Origin of the sequence: Chitinophaga sp. SYP-B3965 (genome assembly GCF_009647655.1) — a bacterium.
Taxonomy (GTDB): domain Bacteria; phylum Bacteroidota; class Bacteroidia; order Chitinophagales; family Chitinophagaceae; genus Chitinophaga.
The window spans coordinates 2,526,514-2,549,497 of record NZ_WJFD01000001.1 but is presented as its reverse complement, the minus strand read 5'-3'; the positions used below and the strand labels follow the sequence as shown (position 1 = coordinate 2,549,497).

Here is a 22,984-nt window from a genome sequence, read left to right as displayed (position 1 = left end):
TAAAGCTAAATTTTGGCAGCACACACGATCAGCGTTGCCATATTATGTGGTTCTGTTTTCTCTATGAAATGTATTCCACTGAATTTATTTTGTTTCAGTAATACCTCCACATCCTGCTTTTCATACAAGCGAAATCCATATTGCACAAAGGGTAACGCCTGCATAACAGATGCAGGCCTGATAGCAATAAAGAGTTTCCCACCTGGCTTCAGTACCCTGCGTATCTCTGCCAGTTCTTTCTCCGGATGATGCCAGAAGTAAAGCGTGTTCACCGTGAAAACAGTATCGAACAGCGCATCAAACAGAGGGAGTTCATCAGAAGCCGCCACAATGAATTCTGCCTGTCTTTTTTGAATGAAGCGCATATTCATGGAGCGGGCTTCTGCCACCATGGTCTCCGAAAAATCGCAACCGGTGTATTTCACGGAAGGCGCCGCTGCTAAGACATCCTTCACAAAGAAACCATTCCCCATGCCGATCTCAAGGATGTTCTGGTGGCTTTTGATCTGCAGGGCTGCGATGGTATATTGGTTGATATACAGGCTCCCTTCATTCATTCTGGCACCCACCTGTTTCCCCAGATCGCCCACCGGTTTCCTCAATTGTTCCGCAATAGCTTTCACATCCATCTTTTTTATGCAAAGATCTGAACCATAAAGCGCAAGAAATTGTAAAAAACCGACAGTTATGGGCGTGGCACCATTTTTGGAACCTTACTATAAAAAATAACGATTATGAGCAAGATCCGCATATCACTCGTTGCTGCCCTGATGGGTACAGCAATTACCCTTATCAGCCTGGATGGCATGGCACAGGGCATAGACAGCACCATTAAAAAAGTAGGTGATAAAACAGCTTCTACCGCTAAAAAGGTCGGCAATAAAACAGCTTCTACGGCTGTTAAAGGGGCTTCTGCTATAAAAGATAAGATCTACAAGGGGAAACAAGCCCCGGGTGGAGAGGTGGTCTATATTGATGCTAAAGACCGCAAGTACTTTGTAGACGAGAAAGGAAAGAAGGTATATCTGAAACCATCTCAGATAAAAAATAAAGAATAAAAGAATAGTTATACTACCACTATTATAGCAAAACAGCCCGTAATATTTTATTACGGGCTGTTTTGCTATGGTTGTTTTACAATGATCTCCGTCATTTTTATTTGATGATGATCTCTGCGACCACCGGCAAATGATCTGAAGCATATGTTTCATTCACCACCGTAGAAGTCTTTACACTGAATGCCGGTGAAAAGATGATATGATCGATCACTCTCTTCGGCGCATTCACAGGTATCGTAAAACCGCAATCCGTGCAGGAACTGGTGAACTTAGGACTCAGCAATTTAAAAGCTGCGCTTTCTGGTGTGCAGTTCAGATCTCCTGCAATGATCAAAGGCGAAGCCGTGATATTATTCAATGCTGCCGCTTGTTCTTCCCGGTTAGCCGCCTTCTTTACATCAAAGTGTGTGCTGCCTATTGTTAATTTCTTTCCATTCCGGAGCGTGATCTCAGCGATGGCCACTACACGATCCTCAACGGTAGAGTCACTTGCTTCCGGAAGCCTGATCGTTTTTGTATGCTTTAAAGGGAATTTAGATAAGATCGCTACACCGTATCCGCCGCCATCATAATCAATGGCTTTACCGAAATAAACATGCATGCCTGTTTTACTGGCAAGCACAGCCGCCTGATCAATATTTCCCGATCGTTTTGTGTTCACATCCACTTCCTGCAAAGCCAGTACATCCGGGTGCTGTGATTTGATCACGTTGGCGATCGCATCTATATCGATCTCCCCGGTAGCTTCTTTGGAAGGCGGGTTGCAATGATGGATGTTATAGGTCATCACCCTTAAAGTATCTTCTTTAGGATACTGCAATAAGAAAGCGAGAAGGAAGTAGTACATGTGTTTAATTTAAAAATGAAAAACTACCATCCCGGATTCTGCGGCGCCAGTGCAGGGTTACGCTGTATCTGGGTAAGCGGTACCGGGAATAGATAATGCTTGGGGTCAACAAATTGTCTTCCTGTCATTACAATAATATAACCATTGGCATCAGCCGCCAGGTTGCTTACCTGTGAAGGCACAGTGGCCAGTGATTTCTTCATTCCTTTCACATCAGCTGCCAGGAGACTGCCTTGTTTCCAGCGGATGATATCATACCATCTTTGTCCTTCGCGCGCCAGTTCCACTCTTCTTTCCCTTCTGATCTCCGTTCTGAGATCAAGTCCGGCTGCAGCGAGTTCTGCGATGTCCATTTTTTTCATTCCCACTCTGTCCCGCAGTTTGTTGATGGTCAGATCAACATCTGCCTGGGTGAGGGTATTCTGCTCCAGTTTAGCTTCTGCGTAAGTGAGCAGGATCTCTGCAAGGCGCAGTACATGGATATCGTTCTGATCTTTTGAAACCGCAGCAACGGTGCTCACTTCCACATACTTCGTAAAGTAATAACCAGTGATGGTCACGCAGCCGAGTTTATCAGAAACAAACTTAGGTGCTGTGAAGATGCCTGCGTTGGTATTGGCAGGGTTGCCATCTTTTTTACCGCCCCATGCCGCACCCGGCGCCAGGATGGTTTGCCGCATCCGGGGATCACGGTTCACAAATAAATTGGCATAAGTATCTTCCTTGTAAAGCGGTGATTGCTCAATAGGCAGACCATCCGTACAGAGATAAGCATCCACCAGCGCTTTGGTAGGATTGTAGCGGGAAGCCTGATCCGGCACCTGCGTTTCACGGCTGATGTTGTGCATGCTCACATCTGTGAGGTTGATGCGTGCAGCAATCGTTTCTTTATTGGCACCTGCAGATAATTTACCTGCGTAAGTGAACAGGTTGTAATAATCCACAGCAGGTTTGCCGGTAGAGTAAAGTGCATACACCCCCAGGTCCATCACATCCTTTGCTGCTTTCTCTGCCACGTCCCATCTGCTGTCATATAAAGCCATACGGGCTTTGAAACCTAATGCCACACCTTTGCTGAAACGGCCCAGGTTGGTTTTGGTCTGTGGTTCTTTTTGCATTTGTGCAGCCGCTTCTTCCAGTTCCTTCAGAATGAAATCAATGATCTCTTTTTTGGTATTACGAGGCCCGTACAGTTCATCGATCTTTAAAGGGGTGGTCACCAGTGGCAGATCGCCGAAATAAGATACCAGGTTCATATACATGTAAGCCCTGATGGTCCTGGCTTCACCAGCCATCTGATCTTTTATGGCCTGTGGTACAGTCGTGGCCTTTTCATAGTTGGCCAGGAAAACATTACACTGGCGGATACCGGAATACTGGCTCACCCATTCTGCATTTACGGAAGACAGGTCCGGATCAAAGTTACCGCTGCCGAAGATGCGGTAAGCATCACTGGTGCTGGAGTTGATACTGTTGTCACCCATCTGGTCCATGGCTACCGTGTTGTTGTTCTTCACGTTGGCATACAGGGCTTTCAGTGCAAGGGTAAGTTGTTCTTCTGTGGTCCAGAAATTGGCATCTGAAATAGCGTCTAACGGCGCACGGTCCAGGAAACCCTTTCTGCAGGAGGATGCCGGAATAATAAGCAGTGAAATGGATATATAGAAAAGTATCTTTTTCATGATCATTTAAAATTGATGTTTAAACCAAATACAAATGTTTTAACCTGTGGATAGAATCCGCCCAAACTCACGGGACTCTCAGGATCGTATCCGTAGAAGAAATCAGATTTTGTAAGCAGGTTATCTGCAGAGAAGTAAGCTCTCAGACGGTCTATCCTGTAACGCTCTGTGATCCTTTTAGGAATGGTGTAACCCACCTGCAGGTTCTTCAACCGGAGGTAAGCAGCATTCTCCAGCCAGAAGGTAGAGAGGCGTTGATTGTAGGAGTAACCATACGTTAATCTTGGATAGCTGGCGTCCGGATTGGTGGGTGTCCATCTGTCCAGGTGGATCTTTTGCGGGTTGGAACTTTCATTGATGAAAGCATGCCTTGCAGCACCTGCAATATATCCGTTCGCTTCACCTACGCCCTGGAAAAAGAAGCTCAGGTCAAAACCTTTATATTGGCCATTGGCTTTAAAGCCATAAGTATAACGGGGGATAGCGCTGCCGATCACCTGCCTGTCGTCTGCCGCGTTGATCTTTTTGTCGCCGTTCAGGTCCTTGTACATCATATCTCCCGGTTGCATAGGATAACTTGCATCATAGGGGAAATTAGGCGTGTATTTCTTTGTGACATCATCATACGTATAATCAGAGATCTGTGAAATACGATCCGCTACAAAGCCATAAAATGCATCAATCGGTTGTCCTACTGTTCTGATCTGATCACCTACGGTAGCAGGGGCATCACCTAAGCTCAGTACTTTGTTCCGTACATCAGAAATATTCGCGCTGATGCCATAAGAGAAATCCTTGATCTGGTCCTGCCAGCCTACCTGTAATTCCCATCCTTTATTCTGCACCTTTCCTGCATTTTGCGGAGGGTAGGAGCCACTCAAACCTAAAACGTCCGGTAAGGGAACTTTTAACAGGATGTCGTTTGTATTGTTGATGTAATAATCCGCCGTGATGTTCATCCGGTTATCCAGCAACGTGAGGTCAATACCAATGTCCTGTTTGATCACAGATTCCCAGGTGAGCAGTTCGTTGGGGATGCCCGTTTGGCGGTAACCAACTGTGAGCACATTGCCGATAGGTTCCGTAGCCACAGAGCCGATAGAGGAGAGGTAAGCAAAATCATCACCTACTTTATCATTTCCTTGTGTACCGTAAGAAGCCCTGATCTTACCAAAGTTGATCACACTCTTAAGGGGCTCAAAGAACTTTTCGTTGGAGAACACCCATCCGGCAGAACCAGAGAAGAACCAGTTCCAGCGAAGGTTAGGTGCAAAACGGGAAGACCCGTCGTAGCGGAAGTTACCTTCCAGCAAATACTTATTGTCAAACCCGTAGTTCACCCTGCCGAAAACAGATTGCAGGGCATTTTGATTTGCATCAGAAGTGTTCAGCGGGTTTAAGGTACCGAGGTTAATACTGCCAAGGTCCTGTGTAGGCAGGTTGGTTCTGCTGGTGCTGAAGTTGCGGCCTACACTTTCTTCAGAAGAAGCCGCTGCCAATGCTTTCACATAATGTTTGCCGGCAAAGGTCTTCTCATATTCCGCCATACCAATTACCGTTTGATAGTAAGCCGTATAATCACGGTTATCTATTTTGTTGGGGTTATTGGTTTGGTAGAGCAGCGAGTTATCTACAGGGCTGTAATAGTTAATCGTTTTCGTAAAGATCTCCCGGAAGGAATTTGATTTTACCAGGCCATACTGGCCGCGCAGGCGGAAGTCTTTCGTGATATTCAGCGTAGCCTGGATGTTTCCGGTGATCTCCTGCGAAGTGAAGAAGTTAGTACCACCATCTGTTACCAGTGCAATAGGATTCAATGATCCGCCCAGGTAACCCCAGCCGCCCGTTGAAAAGCGGATAGGCACCAACGGAGAGATCACGTGCGCAGAATAAATAGGACCACCATCGCCATTCACGTCTGCGCTGGACCCTATCTGGTTCCTGTCTATATAACCCAGGTTGGCATCCAGTTGCAGTACATCAAACAACGTAGTGTTGATCCTTAAACGTACATTCTGCCTTTTTGAATCGAAGTTGTCGCCTGTGATCAAACCGCCCTGTTTCAATAAAGAATAGGAGAGGTAGTAGTTGATGTTATTCGCCCCGCCGGAGAGGTTCAGCATATGGCTTTGCTGCGGAGCATTGGGTTTGTACATCTCTTTCACCCAGTTGGTATTCGCATAGAAGTTCTTGTCAGAACCATCCTTAGCGATCTGGATCTGTGCATCCGTATAAGTAGGATTAGCGCCTGCATTTACCTTGGCTTCATTCAGCAGCGTCATATAATCCACAGAGCCTAGGAAGTCCGGCAATGCCGTGGGCGTCTGGAACCCGAAGTAGTTGTTGTAGCTTAAAGTAGGTTTAGCATTGTTCTTTCCCTTTTTAGTAGTAACGAGGATCACGCCATTGGCGCCACGTACACCATAAATAGAAGAAGAGGCCGCATCTTTCAGCACCGTGATCGTTTCAATATCTTCCGGGTTTAAGATGTTGATATTGCCGCTGGGGATACCATCCACCACTAACAGCGGGCTGGCATCATTCAGGGTACCAATACCGCGGATGCGGATGGTACCACCACCACCGCCTGGTATGCCGGTGGAATTCACTACGGTAACACCGGGCATTTGCCCCTGTAAAGCAGAGCCTACAGATGTAGCCGGACGGCCTTTGAAATCTTCACTGCTTACCGTACTCAGCGCACCGGTTAAGTTCGCTTTCTTTTGTGTGCCATAACCTACTACCACTACCGCGTCCAGGTTAGTTGTACCTGGTTTTAAGGTAACGGCGTAGTTCTGCTTGCTGTCCACCGTGATGATCTGAGTATCATATCCCATCATGATCACCTGCAGTTTATCACCCGCTATCGCATCGATCTTAAAAGCACCAGTTTCATCCGTAATAACAGATTTATTGGTGGTTTGATTTAAGATCCTGGCGCCCGGAATACCACTGCCATTTTCGTCTGTGATCTTCCCGGTTATTTCCGCTCTTTGTACCGGCGCCTTTCTTTTCAGCACGATCGTTTTGTTATTGATCGTATAAGTTAAAGGCTGCCCTTCAAAACATTTATCCAATGCTTCTTCAATAGAAACATCTTTTATAAATACAGTCACCGGTTTTGCATCTATCAGCATTTCCGTGTTAAGTAAAAAATTGTACCCTGTTTGTTTCTTTATTTCTTTAAAGATTGATTTCAAAGATGCCTGTGTTTCGAAAAGACTGATCTTCTGCGCATAGGCTACCGCACTTACCTGCATGGACAGGAAGAATATCAGGGCCATGGTTAGTTTAACCACCCTGAACGCCTTAAATGAAAGATGACGAACGCTGTGCATAAAGTTGAGTTTGTTCTGATTATATAGTTAGTTGATGACAGTGATGCGCCTGTCTGTTATTTTAAATTGTACTGTTCCGGTTAATGACAACATATCCAGTACATCAGATACATTTTTGAACCTGGATATAACACCGGCATAGGATAACTTGCTATTCTTGCTGTTATATTCAATATCCACATTGTACCACCTGGAAATTTTGCGCATGATGGAAGTCAGTTCTTCATCATTAAAATTGAAATAACCGTTCTTCCAGGCGAGTGCCTGATCTGTATCCGCCTCTCTTACTTTAAAACCTGCTGTGGGTGTGAAGAGGCCTTGCTGGCCGGGTTTCAGGATCACTTCGTCCGTGCCGCTGCTGAGCCTTACTTTACCTTCCAGCAAGGTGGTGTTGATGTGTGATTCATCTGAATAGGCCATTACATTGAAATGTGTACCTAATACTTCCACCTGCATGTTCTTCACTTTTACGAAGAAGGGTTGTTTGCTTTTGGCTACTTCGAAATAAGCTTCTCCATCCAGCTCCACCACTCTTTCTTTGTCATTCAGTTGTGTGGGGAATTTTAAGGATGTGGCGGAATTCAGCCATACTTTACTGCCGTCTGGCAGGGTGAGGCTGTATTGTCCGCCCCTTGGGATATTAATGGTATTGTAGATGATCTCTTTCGCATCTCCGCCGGTTTCTTCGTAGGTGAGCTGCCCGTTGCTAACCTTACTCACGATGGTGGCGCCCTGCTGTGCTATTTTACCAGTCACCGTATCATTCAGTTCCACCACACTGCCATCACCTAAAATGAGTACCGCTTTATTGCTGCCGGGTTTAATTTCCTCTTTAACAGCAGTAGGGGCCAGAGAGGCCGTCACTTCCTTTTTGTTCCCTTTCTGTACCAGTATTAACCCGGTAACAACTGCTGCCAGTAGAACAGCCGCCGCCGCATACCTTTTCCAGGCAAACAGGGGTTTCACCCTTTCCCTTTCTTCAATGCTGTTTAATAATTTGCCATATATTTTAGCTTGAAGCTGATCGTCTTTATAGTCAATTTCAGAGAACTCGAAGTCATCCTTATACTGACGCAGCAGCTCCAGCTCTTCCGGACTGCACTCATTGTTTAAGTATTTTTGATATAAGACGATATATTCTTCTTTATTCATAAGGCGGGCTTTTATATCTTTATAGAGTCATTTACTTTCGCCAACACACATACTTTTCAGAAAAAATCATTTTCTTAACGAACTGTTCATTTTAATTTAACACGGAGCGTAATTATATTTTGTCAATTTTGAGGCATGAACATGATCGATGCTAATTCAGCGGATGCTGATATATGGCTTGCTGTCAGAAATGAAGATAAAACGGCTTTCAACCTGCTGTTTAGCCGTTACTGGGGACGGTTGTATAATACTGCCTTATCACTACTAAGAGATAATGAGGCCAGCGAAGAAATAGTACACGATGTATTTCTGAATATATGGCTCAAAAGGAATACGCTGGAAATAGAAGACTTCAAAAATTATATCATCTCCGCTACACGTTATCATATCTACAGGGAATTAAAGGCGAAAAAAGCCACACAGGAATTACCCGCTGAATACAATGAGTCTTTCACTTTCAATTATGCGGAAGAAAAATTATCTGAACAAACACTCCGCGAGCAATTAAGTTTTTACCTGGGCGCATTGCCTAAACGCTGTAAAGAGATCTTCCTGTTAAGCCGGCAGGAGAACCTGAGTAATCAGGAGATAGCAGATAGATTGAATATCTCTAAACGAAGTGTAGAGAACCAGATCACACATGCCTTGCAGTACTTACGCGTGAACCTGAAGAATTTTTTCCTGTTGCTTATTTTGCTGCATATGAAATAAGCGTTTTACAATGATACGTTTACAAAAGGCAATGCTCTTTTGCCAATACGGTTGAACAATCCCAATTGTACTACTTTCCCTTCCCTGCAATTATTAAACACAGCTATCTGCAAACCATGCCCAACGGTAGCCTTATTTTTAAAACCACTGATCATGATGCCGGAGAAGGTATAACAGGTATTGTCAAACCCTGTAATGGTAAGCCCCCGGTTTTCAACGATAAGGGAAGCAATGATATTGATGTTTACGCCTGTGGCGGATGTTTCAGAGATGAACCCCGGACTGATATTGATGCCTCTCAGATGGGTTTTAATACTGTCCTTATCCGGCCAATCGCTGTTGGTATGACTGAAAACACTCGCCCGCGTTTCACCTTCTTTTGTTTTTCTCCAGCCGAGAGAAGGGATCATTGTTGTGCCGAGGGAGTACATCATGATCAGCGCGCCGGCTGGTTGTAGTTCCAGGGTGAGGCCGTTTACAGTTAAACCTTTGGCTGGTTTGAAAGGTTGGGCTACTAATCCGATGCTAATGCCATTTACAATAGTGTTACGCTTTACAGGATTGATCCAGGCAACATTGCGCACCTCTTGTGCGCATAAACTTTTTGCGGAAAGGAGCAGTAATAAGCTGATAGGGATAAAACGCATGCTTCAATTTACGTTAAGGTGACTGATATTGCTGAAAAAAATCCCATAAAAGATCATTCGAATTGATAGCTGCAGAAGGCGGCCATGCATGCCCTCCATCTTTCGTGAGATAATACTGAATGCTCACATTATTACTGCAATCCGTCCATTTCGTCAACTTATAGGCAGCGTTATTAGTAATGACCTGTGCCGGTGTAGCGCAGGCATTTTTTAAGGACCAAACCTGGAACACAGAATCAAGCGGTGGGTTGTAATGATTGGAAAACCCCGTTCCTACACCGCCGGTATAAGGCACATTGGTATCCAGGGCAGAATGCATATGAAGTATAGGCACCGCGCGGGAAGCATTGCAGGGCTGCGTTACCACCATGGTAGAACTATTGGGAGCAATGGCAGCGATCTTATCGGAAAGCTCACAAGCAAGCCGGTAGGCCATCATACCGCCATTGGAATGCCCGGTAGCATATACTTTTTTAGGATTGATCTTATAGTCTGTAACGAGTTTATCTATCAGCTGGCTGATGAATTTTACATCGTTGATATTGTGCTCTACCGCATATTCACAACAACCGCCCGCATTCCAGGTCTGTGCTTTTAAAAGGCCATTGCCTTTTACACCATCAGGATACACCACAATGAACTGCGCGGCATTGGCTTTCTGGGTGAGTTTGGAAGAAGTTTCGAACTGACCACCATTTCCGCCTCCGCCATGCATGGCAATCACCAGGGAGAAATCAGCGGATTCGTAGTAATTGGGAGGAAGATTTACCAGATAGGTCCTTGTTAAGCCATCCACCACGATGTTGCCGGTATAACGGAAGGGGCCATTTTCAATACGATCCCGTTTTTTAAGGCATCCTGTAAAACAAAAGCAAAGCAGCAGGGAGAGGAGGATGGATTTCATAGCTATTGAGACTTCTTAAAATTACGAAAGTTTAAAACAAAGGCTGTCTGGACTCCATAATACAATTTTTGTATCTTGGCCGCATGAATGAAGAAGAATACGAACTTTCCCTCCAAACGGCACATCCTGCAGCCAGCGCACTGTTAACGGAAGACTTTTTCTGGGACGCTTCCGAAGAAACGTCCCCTTTCGGTAATGACGATGGCGCGGATGCGTTTTACGGGTTCCGGGAATGGCGGTCAGACAATCAAACAGCCAGCCCGTTCATCTACATAAATGAATTGCTGGATAGTTGGGGATACAACGAGGCGCCCAAACAAGAGGAAGCTGAGGTAGCTGAATATTTGATCAACCGGTTTGCGTTAGGGGTCAATAATGTGATCATTGCAGTAGGTTTTGGCCAGTTTGTACTGGAAGGTACCATTGATAAGGAACTCCTGATCAAAACAAAGCAGGCCATAGAAAAGGAGTGTGAACCGGCTATGTTAAACGCGTTTGTGGAAGATTACCGGAAAACAAGGCTGGCACATTTACACATCCTGCTGAATGCTGTAGATAAGATCGCGGCGTTATAACAAACACCTTACCCTTATGGATGTTTTTTTCAAAAAGATAGAGACATACACAAAGCTGTCCGCCGAAAGCCGTACAGCATGGGAGGCTATCCTTACCGCTAAAACCTACAAGCGGGGAGATAACTTTGTAACCGAAGGCCAGGCACCAAAGAAGGTGGCTTTTGTGGTAAAAGGGCTCTTCTCTCAGAACTATGTTTCTGATAAAGGAGAGGTAGTGATCAAAACCTTCTTCCCGGAACAGCGTTTTGCCGCATCCGTGAGCGCCATGCTCAGCAAAACACCCAGTATGTTTACGATCACCGCCCTGGAGGATACAAGTGTACTGGAATACGATTTCTTCGCGTTTAAAAAGCTGTCGGAGCAGTATATGGACATTGCCACCTTCTATATCAATTACATGGAGCTGCACTGGATCATAGAGAAAGAACCTTTGGAGATCGCACTGCGTCATGACCCCGCTGGTAAGCGATATGCAGCGTTTGCAGATAAATTCCCCAGCCTTATCAAACGCTTGAAGAAACACCATATTGCTTCCTACTTAGGCATTACCCCCACACAGTTAAGCAGGATACTACTGACCAATAAATAATTTTCAATTCCTCAACAAATGTAAATGTTTTGGTTTTTTCTCTATGTTAGCTTTGTATAAAACATAAAGATCATGGCAACAAAAGTATTTATTAATCTGCCGGTTAAAGATCTAACCGCCTCAATGAATTTCTTTACCTCTCTCGGCTTTTCCTTCAACCCCCAGTTCACAGATGAGAAGGCCGGTTGTATGGTGATCAGCGACAGCATCTATGCGATGATGCTACAGGAAGAATACTTTAAAACATTCACGAAGAAGGAGATCAGCGATGCAAAGAAAACAACAGAAGTATTAATTGCACTGGATGCAGCATCGAGGGAAGAGGTACAGCAGCTGGTAGAAAAAGCAAAGAAAGCTGGTGGAGATATTTATGCAGAAGCGCAGGATTATGGCTGGATGTATCAGCATGGTTTTGCAGATCTGGATGGGCATCAGTGGGAGATAGCCTATATGGATATGTCTCAGATGCCAACGGAATAAAAAAAGGCACAGGCTTATACCTGTGCCTTTTTTTTATTTTTCCATTACAACACCTAATGGTATGCCTGTTTGAGGGTAGGCCTCTTTAGATAAGGTTTTAAATCCTTTTTTATAGAACCAAACAGTGTATTTATTACTTTGTAAGGAGTCCGGAATACGGATCAGAAAATGACCAGTGGAATCCGTTGTGGCAGATAGGCTATTGATCTTTATCAGTACGGATTCCAATGGCATATCATTGTGTAATACCACGCCGTCCACTTTATCAATACCCTGTAAAGCTACAGTCAGGTAGATCCTTCCTTCTTCCGTGATCTTATACACAGAGTCCGGAGATAAGGAGGTGTAGGGTTCTGAAAAGTCAATATTAAGTCTTACTTCATCATCCAGGCGCAGGTTCTGGAAATAAGCTTCCCCGTTTTCACTGATGGCTGCTTTTTTTCTTTCCCCGCCAATATCCATGATCACATACCCTTTCTGGCGCAGTACCATATCCTGCCTGCCTTTCTTTCCATGCACAAACACCGTTAAGCTCCGCTTTCCAAAACAATCATCCGGTTTAAATGTACCAACCGGGTTGGTGAAAAATAAGATGAAAGGCAAGGCTACACCACCTACCAGTACAATGGAAATGTTCCAGACCTTATAAGATACATTTGTTTTATCTGCACTCTTTATGAGCAATAATGCAATGCTTAATCCAACCAGGGTATAGATGATAAATAATTGTGTTTTTGTAAGGCAGGGAATGAACAGGGTTATTCCTGCTGCCAGCAGCAGAAAAATAATACCTGTGATCCTGGAGATAGCTATAGTAGATAGTTTGTTCGATTTCATCAGGGCTTTTTTAAATATGCGCGAACGATGTTTATATCTTTATGGGTGATGCCTGCTTTTTCGAGTTTATCCAGGTCTGCCAGGCACATACTTTTGAGTGCTTCTCCTTCTTCATCTTTTAATGGTTTCAATTCCTGGTAAACCTTTAAGGCTTCTTCCGTTTTGCCCTGCATGAGTAATGCATGTGCTATATTAGTTTTGATCCAGATCTTTTTACTATCTATCTGCAAGCCCTGAAGGGCCACTGTTTGTGCTTCTTTGAATTGTTTGGTGAAAAGCAGGTACCAGGCGAGGGAACCGCGGTTGTTGGAGTAGGCATCTCTCAATACTTCCTCCTTATGATGGAATTTGTAAAGCTTGTCATACCAGTATCCCATCTTAATGAACAAGGGGATTTTTGCTGTTTCCACACTTACCGTATCCTCAATTGTTGCATAAAGTTCAATAAGGCCTACAACACTGGTTCCCCATGTGGTCAGGTATATTTGAGGCTGTATGGTTAACCACTTTTCCATTATCAGTGTCGCATCTTCCAACTGCTTTTCAGCAGGCTGCCACTTTTTCATCTTTATATAAAGGGTCCCAAGGATAGTTTGCGTATTGGCCAGGTTAAGCTCATAAACTTCAGGATATTCTACAGCCAGGCGTTTAAAGATGCTGAGGGATGCCAGGCAAGCTTCTTCAGATGCCCGGAAATTCTTTAGTTCCATATAATGGATGCCCAGGTTTTCCTGTATGGTGGCCATGCTCGGTTCATAGGCTTTGGGATCAGCCTTTGTAAGGCGTTCATAGATCGTGAGTGATTCCCGGTAAGTAGTTACCGCTTTCTGATCCTCTTTTTTAGCAGCATGCAGGCCGGCCAGGCTGTTGTATATGCTGGCCATTTCCTGTTCATATACCTGGGGATCCGTTTTATATAAACGGCTATAGATCCCGAATGCTTCAAGTAAAGCAGCTTCAGCTGCCGGGAGTTGTTGCTGTCTTTTGTTAAGATACATATCACCCAGACGGTTTAACGCGCTTGCCAATGATGGGGCATATGCCTGAGGGTTTGCGCCTGCCAGGCGCTTATAAATACCAACCGCTTCCAGGTAAGCTGCCTGGGCGCTGGTGGAATCTTTTTTCTTTTGATAAAAACTGCCAAGGTTGATCAGGGACAAAGCAAGATCGGGTTCATAGGCCCGGGGATTTGTTCTGGCTATCTGTTTACGAATGGCGAGCGCTGCCAGGTAATTTTCTTCAGCACGAGGGAGGTCGTTTTTTATATTATATAACCTTGCCAGATAATGTTGGGTGTTGGCCAGATCTATTTCATAGTTCCGGGGATCCCTTTGGGCCAAAGGTTTTAGAATGCTGAACGCTTCGAGATACATAGCTTCAGCCTTTGAAAAATCATTTTTATTAGCATACAGGGTTCCCAGGTTGCTTTGCGTGACGGCAAGGTCCCGTTCATACAGCTTCGGGTTTATTTGAGCCAAATGTTTATGGTGCCCGAGTGCTTCCAGGTAGGCTGCTTCAGCCTTTGAAAAGTCGTTCTTGTTGACGTAGAGTCCGGCAAGATTGGTTTGCAGGTTAGCGAGGTACGATTCATAGAGCTCCGGAAGAGGTTCTGCTGAACGGTTAAAGATATTCAACCTGAGTGCTTCCTGGTAGCTTGTTTCAGCCCCTGAGAAATCATTTTTTTCCATGTAAACGCTGCCCAGGTTGGTTTGTACATTTGCCACAAGAGGTTCATAGTAGGACGGATTTGCCGGCAGTTTTTCTTTATAGATGCTCAAGAGCCTGGAATAATAGTAAATAGACTGATCATGCTGATTAAGCCACCCAAGAAAACGGGCGTAGTTAAAAAGATTGTCGTCATCTGTAGAGTCCAGCTGCAGGAGTAGCTGATAACAGACCATTGTGCTGTCAAACTCAAACATGGTGGCGTGCAGGTCCGCCTTAAACCGGAGGGCCTCACTTACGTCTCCGGACCTTTGCTGCTGAATGGAATCTCTTTGCGCCAGTTCTTTTTGCAGGTTATTTATCTTTTGCCGTTCTCCCAGGATCTGGTAGGCCAGGTTGGCCAGGTTCACCTTTCCCAGGATCAGTAAAGCTGAATCCAGTTGTCCTCGCTGAAATAACCCAAATGCGTTCCGAAAGAAGGGGGAGGCATCATCCAGGTTCACCGGGGCATATTTGCGGGCCAGTTCTTTGGCCTGTTCGTCAATTTGTTTTCCTTTATCTTTTAATTCAAACAGTTGCTGTTCCAGTTGTTTGATCTGTGCCGCATCTTGTACGCTGCTTTTCCGGAGTTTGGCAAGCTGTGCCGTTTTACCGGCAACTTGTTGTTCTAATTGTTTTTCCGCCTGCGTTTTACCAACATTATAGATCTTCCTCCTGTATTCATTGATACTATCCGGAAGAGCCATACTGATCCTTACCCAATCGCTTTGGCCCGTTATAGCATTCAGCGATGCTTCGTTCACAACCTGGAGGGGTGTTTTCCTTACCAATAGTGAAGCCGCACTTTTATCAGGTTTGCCAACAAAGGATAAGATAAATTGCCCGTTGGCTGCCGTAAGGGTAGGTTGGGCCTCCTTCAGATCATCCTCTACCTGGGCATTTACCACAAATTGTCTTTTACCAGTATTGGTTTCACTATTATGGATGGACACAATGCCCCGGACAATACTTTGTTGTGCAATTAATTGCAGACTGCAGAGGATAAAAGGTAATACTATAAACCACTTCATACGTAATCAGGTTAGGATACGGGGCACTTAATTTATCTTTAGCTAAAAGGATACAGGCTAGTAAGTTAATGATATTTTTTTAATATATATGTAATCATAATAAAAAAAAGCCGCACAAACACATTGGTCTGTACGGCTTTAGGGCTCTCGTGAAATTTATATGGTTATTTGTTCTTTCCTTCCAGTACCTCAGTGATCCGGTTCTCCATATCCTGTAAGTGATACTTTGAAATACCGGTTTGTGATGGTATAGCTTTACGGATATCGTTACGTAAACCTGTCAGATGTGCCCGCGTAATGCTGGAAACATCATTGCCGGTTGGATCCGGGTTTATGTAAAAGATCGTACCGTTGCCATTGTTCCTGCCTACTATTTCATTCACCGCTTTAAATGCTTTGAATGAATTTTCTATGTACACTTTTTGCTGGTTGCGGCGGTAGATATCAATGGGCTTATTGGTATACAGTTCGCCCCATACACCTTGCTTCAGGTCCTCCAGGAACTCAATAGCTGTATATGTTTTGATACCCTTGTTCATTTCTGCTGATTTGATCAGCCCTATCAGCATACCGGACCCTTGCAGTTTCATCAGCGCATTGGATTGTGCGATAACAATGTGTATGATAGGATCAGTGCCCGTTACCGCGGTATATGATTCATTGATGAGCCAGGTAGGTGTAGCAAAAAGGTATTCATTCAGGAACTTCATGGAGGCTTTTTGCTTTTGGTACTCCACTGGTTCGATCATCCTGCCGGGTTGCTCTATGCTCTTGAAAGTACGGTATTCACCACCTACACTTTTCAATACCTGAACAGTATAGAGTTTATACTGTTTGATCACTTCCTCATACATGGTCTTCAGGTTATCATATCCTTCATCGGGTACCTTCGTCCATTCTTTCAGTTGTGGCAGTATGCGCTGCAGGTTCTTGATACCATATTTGCTGGCCGCAATAGCATCATCACCCAGGTCCTCACTTTGGTCACGGGGATCAGAGAAGTTGTTCTCACTGCCAAAATACAGGTGTTTGTTTTTAGCCAGGCTGTCAATGATCAGTTTATTCAGGAAAGGGCCTTCGTCTTTAGCTGTTTTAAATGCAGGGTACCATTTGTATCCAAATTGGATAGCCCAGTTATCATATTCACCTATCCTTGGAAAGATGCCTTTTTGTGTAATGTGGTCTTCCGGTTGTGCTACGTAGTTAAAACGTGCATAGTCCATGATAGAAGGAGTGTGGCCATGTGCTTCCACATATGCCTTGTCCCTTAATTTCTCTACCGGTACAGTAGAGCTGGAACCAAAGTTGTGCATCAGGCCCAATGTGTGCCCTACTTCATGAGAAGATACAAAGCGGATCAGCTGACCCATTAGTTCCTCATCATATTCCATCTTGCGGGCGGCAGGATCAATAGCGCCGGCCTGGATCATGTACCAGTTATGCACCAGTTGCATGATGTTGTGGTACCAGTTGATGTGCGTTTCAATGATCTCTCCGCTGCGTGGATCATGCACGTGAGGACCGCTGGCATTCGCTATGGCAGATGGTTTGTACACGATCACATTGTGGCGTGCATCATCGATACTCCAGGTGGAATCATTTTCAGGAGCAGGCATGGCCTTGATGGCATTTTTAAAACCAGCCTGTTCAAATGCTTTCTGCCAGTCGTTCACACCTGCAATCAGGTAAGGCACCCACTTTTTAGGCGTAGCAGGATCGATGTAATAGATGATGGGCTTTTTAGGTTCCACCAGTTCACCGCGTTTATATTTCTCTATATCTTCTTCTTTAGGTTCAAGCCTCCAGCGGGTGATCATGTATTGCTGCTTTACACCCTGCGGATCTGTATCAAAATCTACATACCCCCTGGCGAAAAAGCCTACACGCGCATCTGCATACCGGGGCTGCATGGGTACTGCCGGCAGCAATACCATGGAACTGTTCAGTTCATAGGTATCCGGTATAGTAGTAGATGCAGCTTGCTGACCACCTTTCATATAGGTACGCAGCATGCGGATCTCAATGTTCATCGGAAAAGCTTTCACAGAATTGATGAAAGATTTATCGGACTGTATAGCGCCAATGCTCAGCGCTGTTTTAAGTTGCGGGCTGAAATGGAATATTTCATTTTCCGTGTTCAGTTGATCCGTTACATCTATCACCGTGCTTTTAGCGTCCTTGTTGTAAGCCTTTACAGGAAATACAGCTACAATAGGTTCCAGGTTGGAGTTGATCACAGACCTGTAGAGGCCATTCTCTGTGGAATCCGTGGAACGTTCATTAAAGCGCATCACTTTCATGAGGATCTTGTCATCCGGTCCTTTTTCGAAGTGGATCACATTTTCGGCGATCTGGTCACCGGCATATCCTGTCATATTCGGCCTTGGCCCTGCTGCGGACCTGCCAATACGGTTCACTACCAGGATCGCACGGTTATACATGGAATCCGGAATTTCAAAGTAATAACGGGCGTTCAGCTGGTGTACTTTGAACATGCCGTTGTATGTCTTGGCTTTTGCAGTGATCACCGTTCCATACGGCTTGATGGCGGAAGGAAGAGAATCTGTTTTTTTAGCAGATGAATCCGTTGGAACGGCTTTTTGCGCATGAGCAGCAACAGCGAAGCCAAGCAGCGCAAATAAAGCGATGTTAAATCTGAGCATGGTACTATTTTAATATTTCTTCAAGTTTCTTTACAAGCTGTTCCCCACGCAGGTCTTTGGCAATGATCTTCCCGCGTGGATCTATCAGGAAGTTCTGCGGGATGGAGCGGATCATGTACAGCTTCGCTACTTCATTATTCCAGTATTGAAGGTCTGATACATGTTTCCAGGTGAGGCCATCGTGATAGATGGCTTTGAGCCAGTCCGCCTTTTTACCCGGTTGATCCAGGGAAACAGAAAGGATGTCAAAGCTTTTATCTTTGAACCGGTTGTAAGCAGCTACTACGATGGGATTCTCTTCCCTGCAGGGGCCGCACCAGCTTGCCCAGAAATCCAGCAGCACATACTTCCCTTTGTAATCAGCCAGCCGCACCGGCAGGCCGGCGGTATCCGGAGAGGAGAAAGCAGGCGCCTGCGCACCGATCCGCACCGTCATATAACGATCAATGAGTTTTTTTGTACTCACACCTGCTTCACTTTCTCTTACAGTTTTGTTCAGCTTCTTAAACAGTTTATCGTATGCCTGGATATCATCGGGGATAGGGCCGATGGCATCTTTCAGGGCTTCCAGGCTAACGAGGTAATCCGGATGTTGTTGTACGAAGACGATCTCCTGTTTTTTCCTTTCTGCTTTAAGCTTGGCCCAGTCGTCGCGGTATTGCCACAGGCCTATCGTGTCATACTTCACTTTTGCAGTCTGCGCATCCAGCCAGGCTTGTTGCCTGTTGGCCATTTTTTGATCTACTCCCTGCAAGACTTGTTTCAGTTCCGTTCTTTGCATAGCAGTGTCTGTTTGTGCCAGTACATTCAAAGAACAAAAACTGCATGCTAATAATAGTAAGCTTCTCATCTGTTTGTTTTTAAATGGCATGAGATCACCCCGCCAGCTGTTATACAGTGGCAATGGGTGTGATCTCATGCTTTATAATGTTAGAAAACCCTGCTTCCGTTTCCTCCTTCCATATAGATAATGGTGGTTACTTTTCCGTCCCCTTCAAAATTAGGCTGGGCCAATGGTTGAATGGTTCCGGTAGAACTTACTTTATGCAGGTACACTTTGTAATGACCGTTTGCATAAGTAGCGATAGCCAGGAAATCAGTTGTAATGGTTATTCCGGCGTTGGGCTGCGGATATTTGATATGCTGAATGCTGGTAACGTTTTCTCCGGCAGGAAGTGTCACCTGCAAGGCTTCCTGGAGGCCGATCGGATCTGTCAGGTACACCTTGTTACCCAGCGCATAATAAATGAAGTCAGCATCATAATTCCCGCCGATCACGCTCGCAGCCATCAGGCCATGCGTAGAAGGTACGGTTGCTTTTAACTGTATGATAGGTGTTGAAAAACCTGCCAGGAAACCATATTGTACATTCAGCCTGTAGAGGATCCCGGAACCGTCTGGTTTACGGAAGAGGGCCATAGCTAAACCGCGCAAACCAGCATAACTATTCATCCAAACCAGATCAGCATTCATGTTCTTCAACTCAGCCCCGCTGGTTGGCATTGCCGGTAAAGTAAAATCAACCTGCAACACAACTGATTTGGAAAGCTCGTCAAAAGCAAGGTTCATAGCACCTACCGCCGTTATGGGTGATAACCTGGCCGTAGTGGCTGGCAGTGTAGAGAACAGGGTACCCTTATTCATGATATAAGCCTGGCCATCGTTGATCAGGCCAAGGGTGGTAAGCGATGCAGGTTGGAACACGCTTTGCAACTTGCGGGTGGCAGGTTTTGTAAAGAACATATCATCAAAGGTGCGCATCACCTTCCCGTTATCGATCCGGTAAATGGCTGCATCCTTATCTGAGAGCACTGTAAACGCAGGGAAGATATCCATAGGAGCGGCTGTCAGCGTCATTTTAAAGGTAGGCGTAAATACCGCATCTACTGCTGTTCCTTCCAGGCTTTTCCCCTCATTGTGAAAAGCAATCCAGTCGTTTATACGCCCGGTGCTATGAATAAAATCAAAGTCTGTTTTTCCATTGTTTTCTTTCAGGAGGTACCAGCCGTTCAGGTTTAATGAAGATACGACCATGTCTGCATTAAGGAGCTTGGTAACACCACTCTTTTTATCTTTTAAATTGAACACCAGTATATAGGGACCGGGGTTCAATGTTACGGCGTAGTCAAGGTCCTTTGTTCTGGCCAGTGTATCTGGTTTTGCATTACCCGATCTTTGTACAAAATTGGAATTAAATGCTGTCCAGTAAAATTCATATTTGCTTTCGTCTTCTACGACAGGATGGATGCGCAAAGTATCCTTATGTGTTAATACAGCATAACTGGTTTTCATTCCACTTACAGTAAAGGATGGTATTGAACCGTCGTTTGCGGTACTTTTATCTTTGGTGCAGGCAAAAGCGAGTATGGAAAACAAGCCGGCTGCCAGGAAATATAATTTCTTCATCTTGGTAATAATTGATTTTGATCAGAAGGTAACCAGGGGGCTCGTAGGCGAATCCGTTTCGCGCAAGGGCGCTTTTCCACTGCCAATGTTAGCCGGATCATTGTTGAATGCGGTTAAGGCAGCCCTCAGCAGGTTCTGGTAGTTTTGTTGGGCCTGTGCAGCCAACACTGCCTGGTACCATACTTCATCAATATTTACTTTCAGCACATCCATCATAAACTGGTGTTTTCTTGTGCTGTATTTTCCGAAAGTAGTAAATGCCGGTGCTACACCATTGTCTACCCTCCAGGAGTAAAAGCGTTCCAGACGGTCTGAGAACACTACCGTTTGTTCCCTTGCGCCTATTTCTCCAAGTCCGAATTCTTTATTGGCCACCAGTTGCAGGCGCAGGCGGTAGCTGTTCGTTTTCAGGCTGGCATCGCGTAATAATATCACTGGTATCATGGCGCTTGCTTCGTTCGCCTTTACTACCATCAATGATGCCATTGATTTGTCTGCCAGGTCTATATAATGAATGCCGGGAACCGCTTTGAAAGGCCTTTCTGTAACAATGGTATCTGTTACCTGGTTAGTGATAGGATCACGAACATAAGTGTAATCATATTCCGGTACCTGTACCAGTTGTACCGGCCGGTCATGATCTGTAATGCCGCCAATAGTACCTACCTGGATATACACCGTATCTTTTGTAACAGTGGCAGGATCATAGATAAAGGTAGTATTCAGCGTAGCGGTATCGTTCAGCTGTACCCTGGCAATATCGGAAAATAGCAGGAATTCTGATTTTGTGCAGCCGGCTGCTGTTATCAGCAGAACAGCTATAAAATATATGAATCTTTTCATCGCTGTGATCAGTTGTTATGGTAATTAATTTCACGATCAGGTTTAGGTACAATATACCTTGCTGTTGTGCCGCTGTAGAACACTGCCGTCCAGCTGGCAGGCAATGTGATTACATTGTATCTTTTATAAGTGAAGAAGGTTTGACCTTCTGCAAAGAATTCCCGTACGTATTCCCTGATCATTTTATTCTTTCGGTCTGCTTCCCAGTTAGTAGCATTAAAACCGCTCAGGAAGGGAATGCCTTTTTCCGCGCAATAAGTAGCGTAGAAGCCTTCAGCTTCTGCTTTAGACGGTGCAGATTCCGTGAGTATGAGATACATTTCGCTGAGGCGGAGCAGGGGCACCTGCAGAATGGGCAAAGTTTGACGTTGCAGGTATTTTGCATTCATTACAAAGCTGGTACTACCCTGTGTTACCTTATAACTCCACATACCCTGCCATCGTATATCACCTATTCTTTCACCTGGAGGGAACAGGTTGTTGAGATAATAATATCCATCCTGGATATTGAAATCAGAACGGGCCAGGGATCCCTTTTCATAGAACAGATCGATCGCTTTTTGCGCAAGATCATACATACTTAATCCGATAATATGCTCAGGAGACATGGTGTAATCCCCCGCAGTGCGGTCTGCTGACTTACCCAGGCGGAAGGTAGGTACACCGTTGCGATCTTTGGCATCGATCACCATCTTCGCATACTTCGCGGCATTTGCGAAGTTCGCACTATTGGATGGCGCCAGCCACATATACACCCTGGCTTTCAGGGCCAGCACGGCATAATAGTTCATGCGCAGCTGGCGGTACATGTAATAATTATCGGCCAATACCGGAGTCTGGTTGTTCGGGTCCGGATTCAATTCTGCCAGGGAATATTGCGTGAACGGATCAACGTCTTTCAATAATCCTTCTGCCTCATCAAGGTCTGCCAGCACGGATAATGCAAATTCCTGGAAAGGAACAGGCATAACAATCTCCTTGGATACTTTTTTTACATAAGGTAATACCGGTATCGTGCCCGGGTTATCCGGCATGGGGCCAAACATGCGGAGCACATCAAAGTGGGCAAAAGCGCGCAACGCCAATGCTTCTCCTTTAACCAGTGCATAGTTATCGCCCGTGAACACGGATTTTTTTTCGTCAATCCTTTCCAGGATACTGTTCACATCTGCTACTACCTTGTATTCGTCTGCATAGGTGCCATCCATCCAGCCTCTTACAGTAGCATCAGAATAATTGGCATTTGCCAGGTTGGTGAGGGCCGTATTGCTGACATTGATCACATCCCAGTTGCGGGCCATGAATTCAATATTCCCCCATGTGAGCCCGCCACCATAGGTGTTGCCGCTTTTCATGTGAATATAAGCACCCGTGAGGGCATCCCGGAATCCTTTCTGGGTTTGGAACAACTCGTCTTTGGTTGTTGTCGCCTGCGGTGTTACTTCCAGCCACTTCTTACAGCCGGTAAAGGCCAGAGTGCTCAGTAATATAGTAGTGATAGTTATTTTCTTCATTTG

General features: G+C 45.1%; 19 protein-coding genes. 5 read left to right on the top strand and 14 right to left on the bottom strand.

The window, feature by feature from the left end; genetic code table 11:
- Positions 1-5 precede the first annotated feature (5 nt).
- Positions 6-623: a class I SAM-dependent methyltransferase gene (locus GFS24_RS09900; protein WP_173003033.1), complete on the bottom strand. Its 618-nt coding sequence runs from the start codon at positions 621-623 to the stop codon at positions 6-8.
- Between the two features lie 111 nt (positions 624-734).
- Between GFS24_RS09900 and GFS24_RS09895 the strand changes: the two genes are divergently transcribed.
- On the top strand, positions 735-1,058 hold the full coding sequence (locus GFS24_RS09895) for a hypothetical protein (RefSeq protein WP_153659404.1): 324 nt from the start codon (positions 735-737) through the stop codon (positions 1,056-1,058).
- Between the two features lie 97 nt (positions 1,059-1,155).
- On the opposite strand, the gene GFS24_RS09890 is transcribed toward GFS24_RS09895, so the two are convergent.
- The 4 genes from GFS24_RS09890 to GFS24_RS09875 are packed head-to-tail and all read right to left on the bottom strand — an operon-like array spanning position 1,156 to position 8,077.
- Entirely contained in the window at positions 1,156-1,905 is a 750-nt protein-coding gene (locus GFS24_RS09890; RefSeq protein WP_153659403.1) for an endonuclease/exonuclease/phosphatase family protein, read from the bottom strand.
- Positions 1,906-1,928: 23 nt separating this feature from the next.
- The gene (locus GFS24_RS09885) at positions 1,929-3,587 is read right to left on the bottom strand and encodes a RagB/SusD family nutrient uptake outer membrane protein (RefSeq protein ID WP_216647381.1); all 1,659 of its coding nucleotides are present in this window, start codon (positions 3,585-3,587) and stop codon (positions 1,929-1,931) included.
- A gap of 2 nt (positions 3,588-3,589) precedes the next feature.
- Entirely contained in the window at positions 3,590-6,925 is a 3,336-nt protein-coding gene (locus GFS24_RS09880; protein ID WP_153659401.1) for a TonB-dependent receptor, read from the bottom strand.
- Positions 6,926-6,952: 27 nt separating this feature from the next.
- The gene (locus tag GFS24_RS09875) at positions 6,953-8,077 is read right to left on the bottom strand and encodes a FecR family protein (protein WP_153659400.1); all 1,125 of its coding nucleotides are present in this window, start codon (positions 8,075-8,077) and stop codon (positions 6,953-6,955) included.
- A gap of 135 nt (positions 8,078-8,212) precedes the next feature.
- Between GFS24_RS09875 and GFS24_RS09870 the strand changes: the two genes are divergently transcribed.
- The gene (locus tag GFS24_RS09870) at positions 8,213-8,788 is read left to right on the top strand and encodes an RNA polymerase sigma-70 factor (RefSeq protein WP_153659399.1); all 576 of its coding nucleotides are present in this window, start codon (positions 8,213-8,215) and stop codon (positions 8,786-8,788) included.
- A 5-nt stretch (positions 8,789-8,793) separates the two neighbouring features.
- On the opposite strand, the gene GFS24_RS09865 is transcribed toward GFS24_RS09870, so the two are convergent.
- Positions 8,794-9,435, bottom strand: a complete 642-nt coding sequence (locus tag GFS24_RS09865; protein ID WP_153659398.1) for a hypothetical protein — start codon at positions 9,433-9,435, stop codon at positions 8,794-8,796.
- Between the two features lie 13 nt (positions 9,436-9,448).
- Complete coding sequence (locus GFS24_RS09860; RefSeq protein WP_153659397.1) at positions 9,449-10,339, bottom strand: PHB depolymerase family esterase; 891 nt, start codon at positions 10,337-10,339, stop codon at positions 9,449-9,451.
- Positions 10,340-10,422: 83 nt separating this feature from the next.
- Between GFS24_RS09860 and GFS24_RS09855 the strand changes: the two genes are divergently transcribed.
- From GFS24_RS09855 to GFS24_RS09845, 3 genes are all read left to right on the top strand, one after another.
- Positions 10,423-10,914 (top strand): hypothetical protein, encoded by a 492-nt coding sequence (locus tag GFS24_RS09855; protein ID WP_153659396.1) that lies wholly within the window; start codon positions 10,423-10,425, stop codon positions 10,912-10,914.
- A gap of 16 nt (positions 10,915-10,930) precedes the next feature.
- Positions 10,931-11,503, top strand: coding sequence for a Crp/Fnr family transcriptional regulator (locus GFS24_RS09850; protein ID WP_153659395.1), 573 nt, complete (start codon positions 10,931-10,933; stop codon positions 11,501-11,503).
- 72 nt (positions 11,504-11,575) lie between these two features.
- Positions 11,576-11,983, top strand: a complete 408-nt coding sequence (locus tag GFS24_RS09845) for a VOC family protein (protein ID WP_153659394.1) — start codon at positions 11,576-11,578, stop codon at positions 11,981-11,983.
- A 33-nt stretch (positions 11,984-12,016) separates the two neighbouring features.
- Here the strand turns inward: GFS24_RS09845 and GFS24_RS09840 are convergent, their stop codons facing one another.
- The 7 genes from GFS24_RS09840 to GFS24_RS09810 form a co-directional block, all read right to left on the bottom strand.
- Complete coding sequence (locus tag GFS24_RS09840) at positions 12,017-12,820, bottom strand: hypothetical protein (RefSeq protein WP_153659393.1); 804 nt, start codon at positions 12,818-12,820, stop codon at positions 12,017-12,019.
- Positions 12,820-15,555: a tetratricopeptide repeat protein gene (locus GFS24_RS09835; RefSeq protein ID WP_153659392.1), complete on the bottom strand. Its 2,736-nt coding sequence runs from the start codon at positions 15,553-15,555 to the stop codon at positions 12,820-12,822. Before GFS24_RS09835 ends, GFS24_RS09840 begins: the two co-directional genes overlap by 1 nt.
- Before the next feature lie 164 nt (positions 15,556-15,719).
- Positions 15,720-18,218, bottom strand: a complete 2,499-nt coding sequence (locus GFS24_RS09830) for a zinc-dependent metalloprotease (protein ID WP_153659391.1) — start codon at positions 18,216-18,218, stop codon at positions 15,720-15,722.
- 4 nt (positions 18,219-18,222) lie between these two features.
- Positions 18,223-19,068, bottom strand: a complete 846-nt coding sequence (locus tag GFS24_RS09825) for a peroxiredoxin (protein ID WP_153659390.1) — start codon at positions 19,066-19,068, stop codon at positions 18,223-18,225.
- An 80-nt stretch (positions 19,069-19,148) separates the two neighbouring features.
- Positions 19,149-20,624 carry a PKD-like family lipoprotein gene (locus tag GFS24_RS09820; RefSeq protein WP_153659389.1) on the bottom strand — a complete coding sequence of 492 codons (1,476 nt, stop codon included), beginning with the start codon at positions 20,622-20,624 and terminating at the stop codon, positions 19,149-19,151.
- Between the two features lie 21 nt (positions 20,625-20,645).
- On the bottom strand, positions 20,646-21,467 hold the full coding sequence (locus GFS24_RS09815) for a DUF4843 domain-containing protein (RefSeq protein ID WP_153659388.1): 822 nt from the start codon (positions 21,465-21,467) through the stop codon (positions 20,646-20,648).
- An 8-nt stretch (positions 21,468-21,475) separates the two neighbouring features.
- Positions 21,476-22,981 carry a RagB/SusD family nutrient uptake outer membrane protein gene (locus GFS24_RS09810; protein WP_153659387.1) on the bottom strand — a complete coding sequence of 502 codons (1,506 nt, stop codon included), beginning with the start codon at positions 22,979-22,981 and terminating at the stop codon, positions 21,476-21,478.
- Between the last annotated feature and the right edge of the window lie 3 nt (positions 22,982-22,984).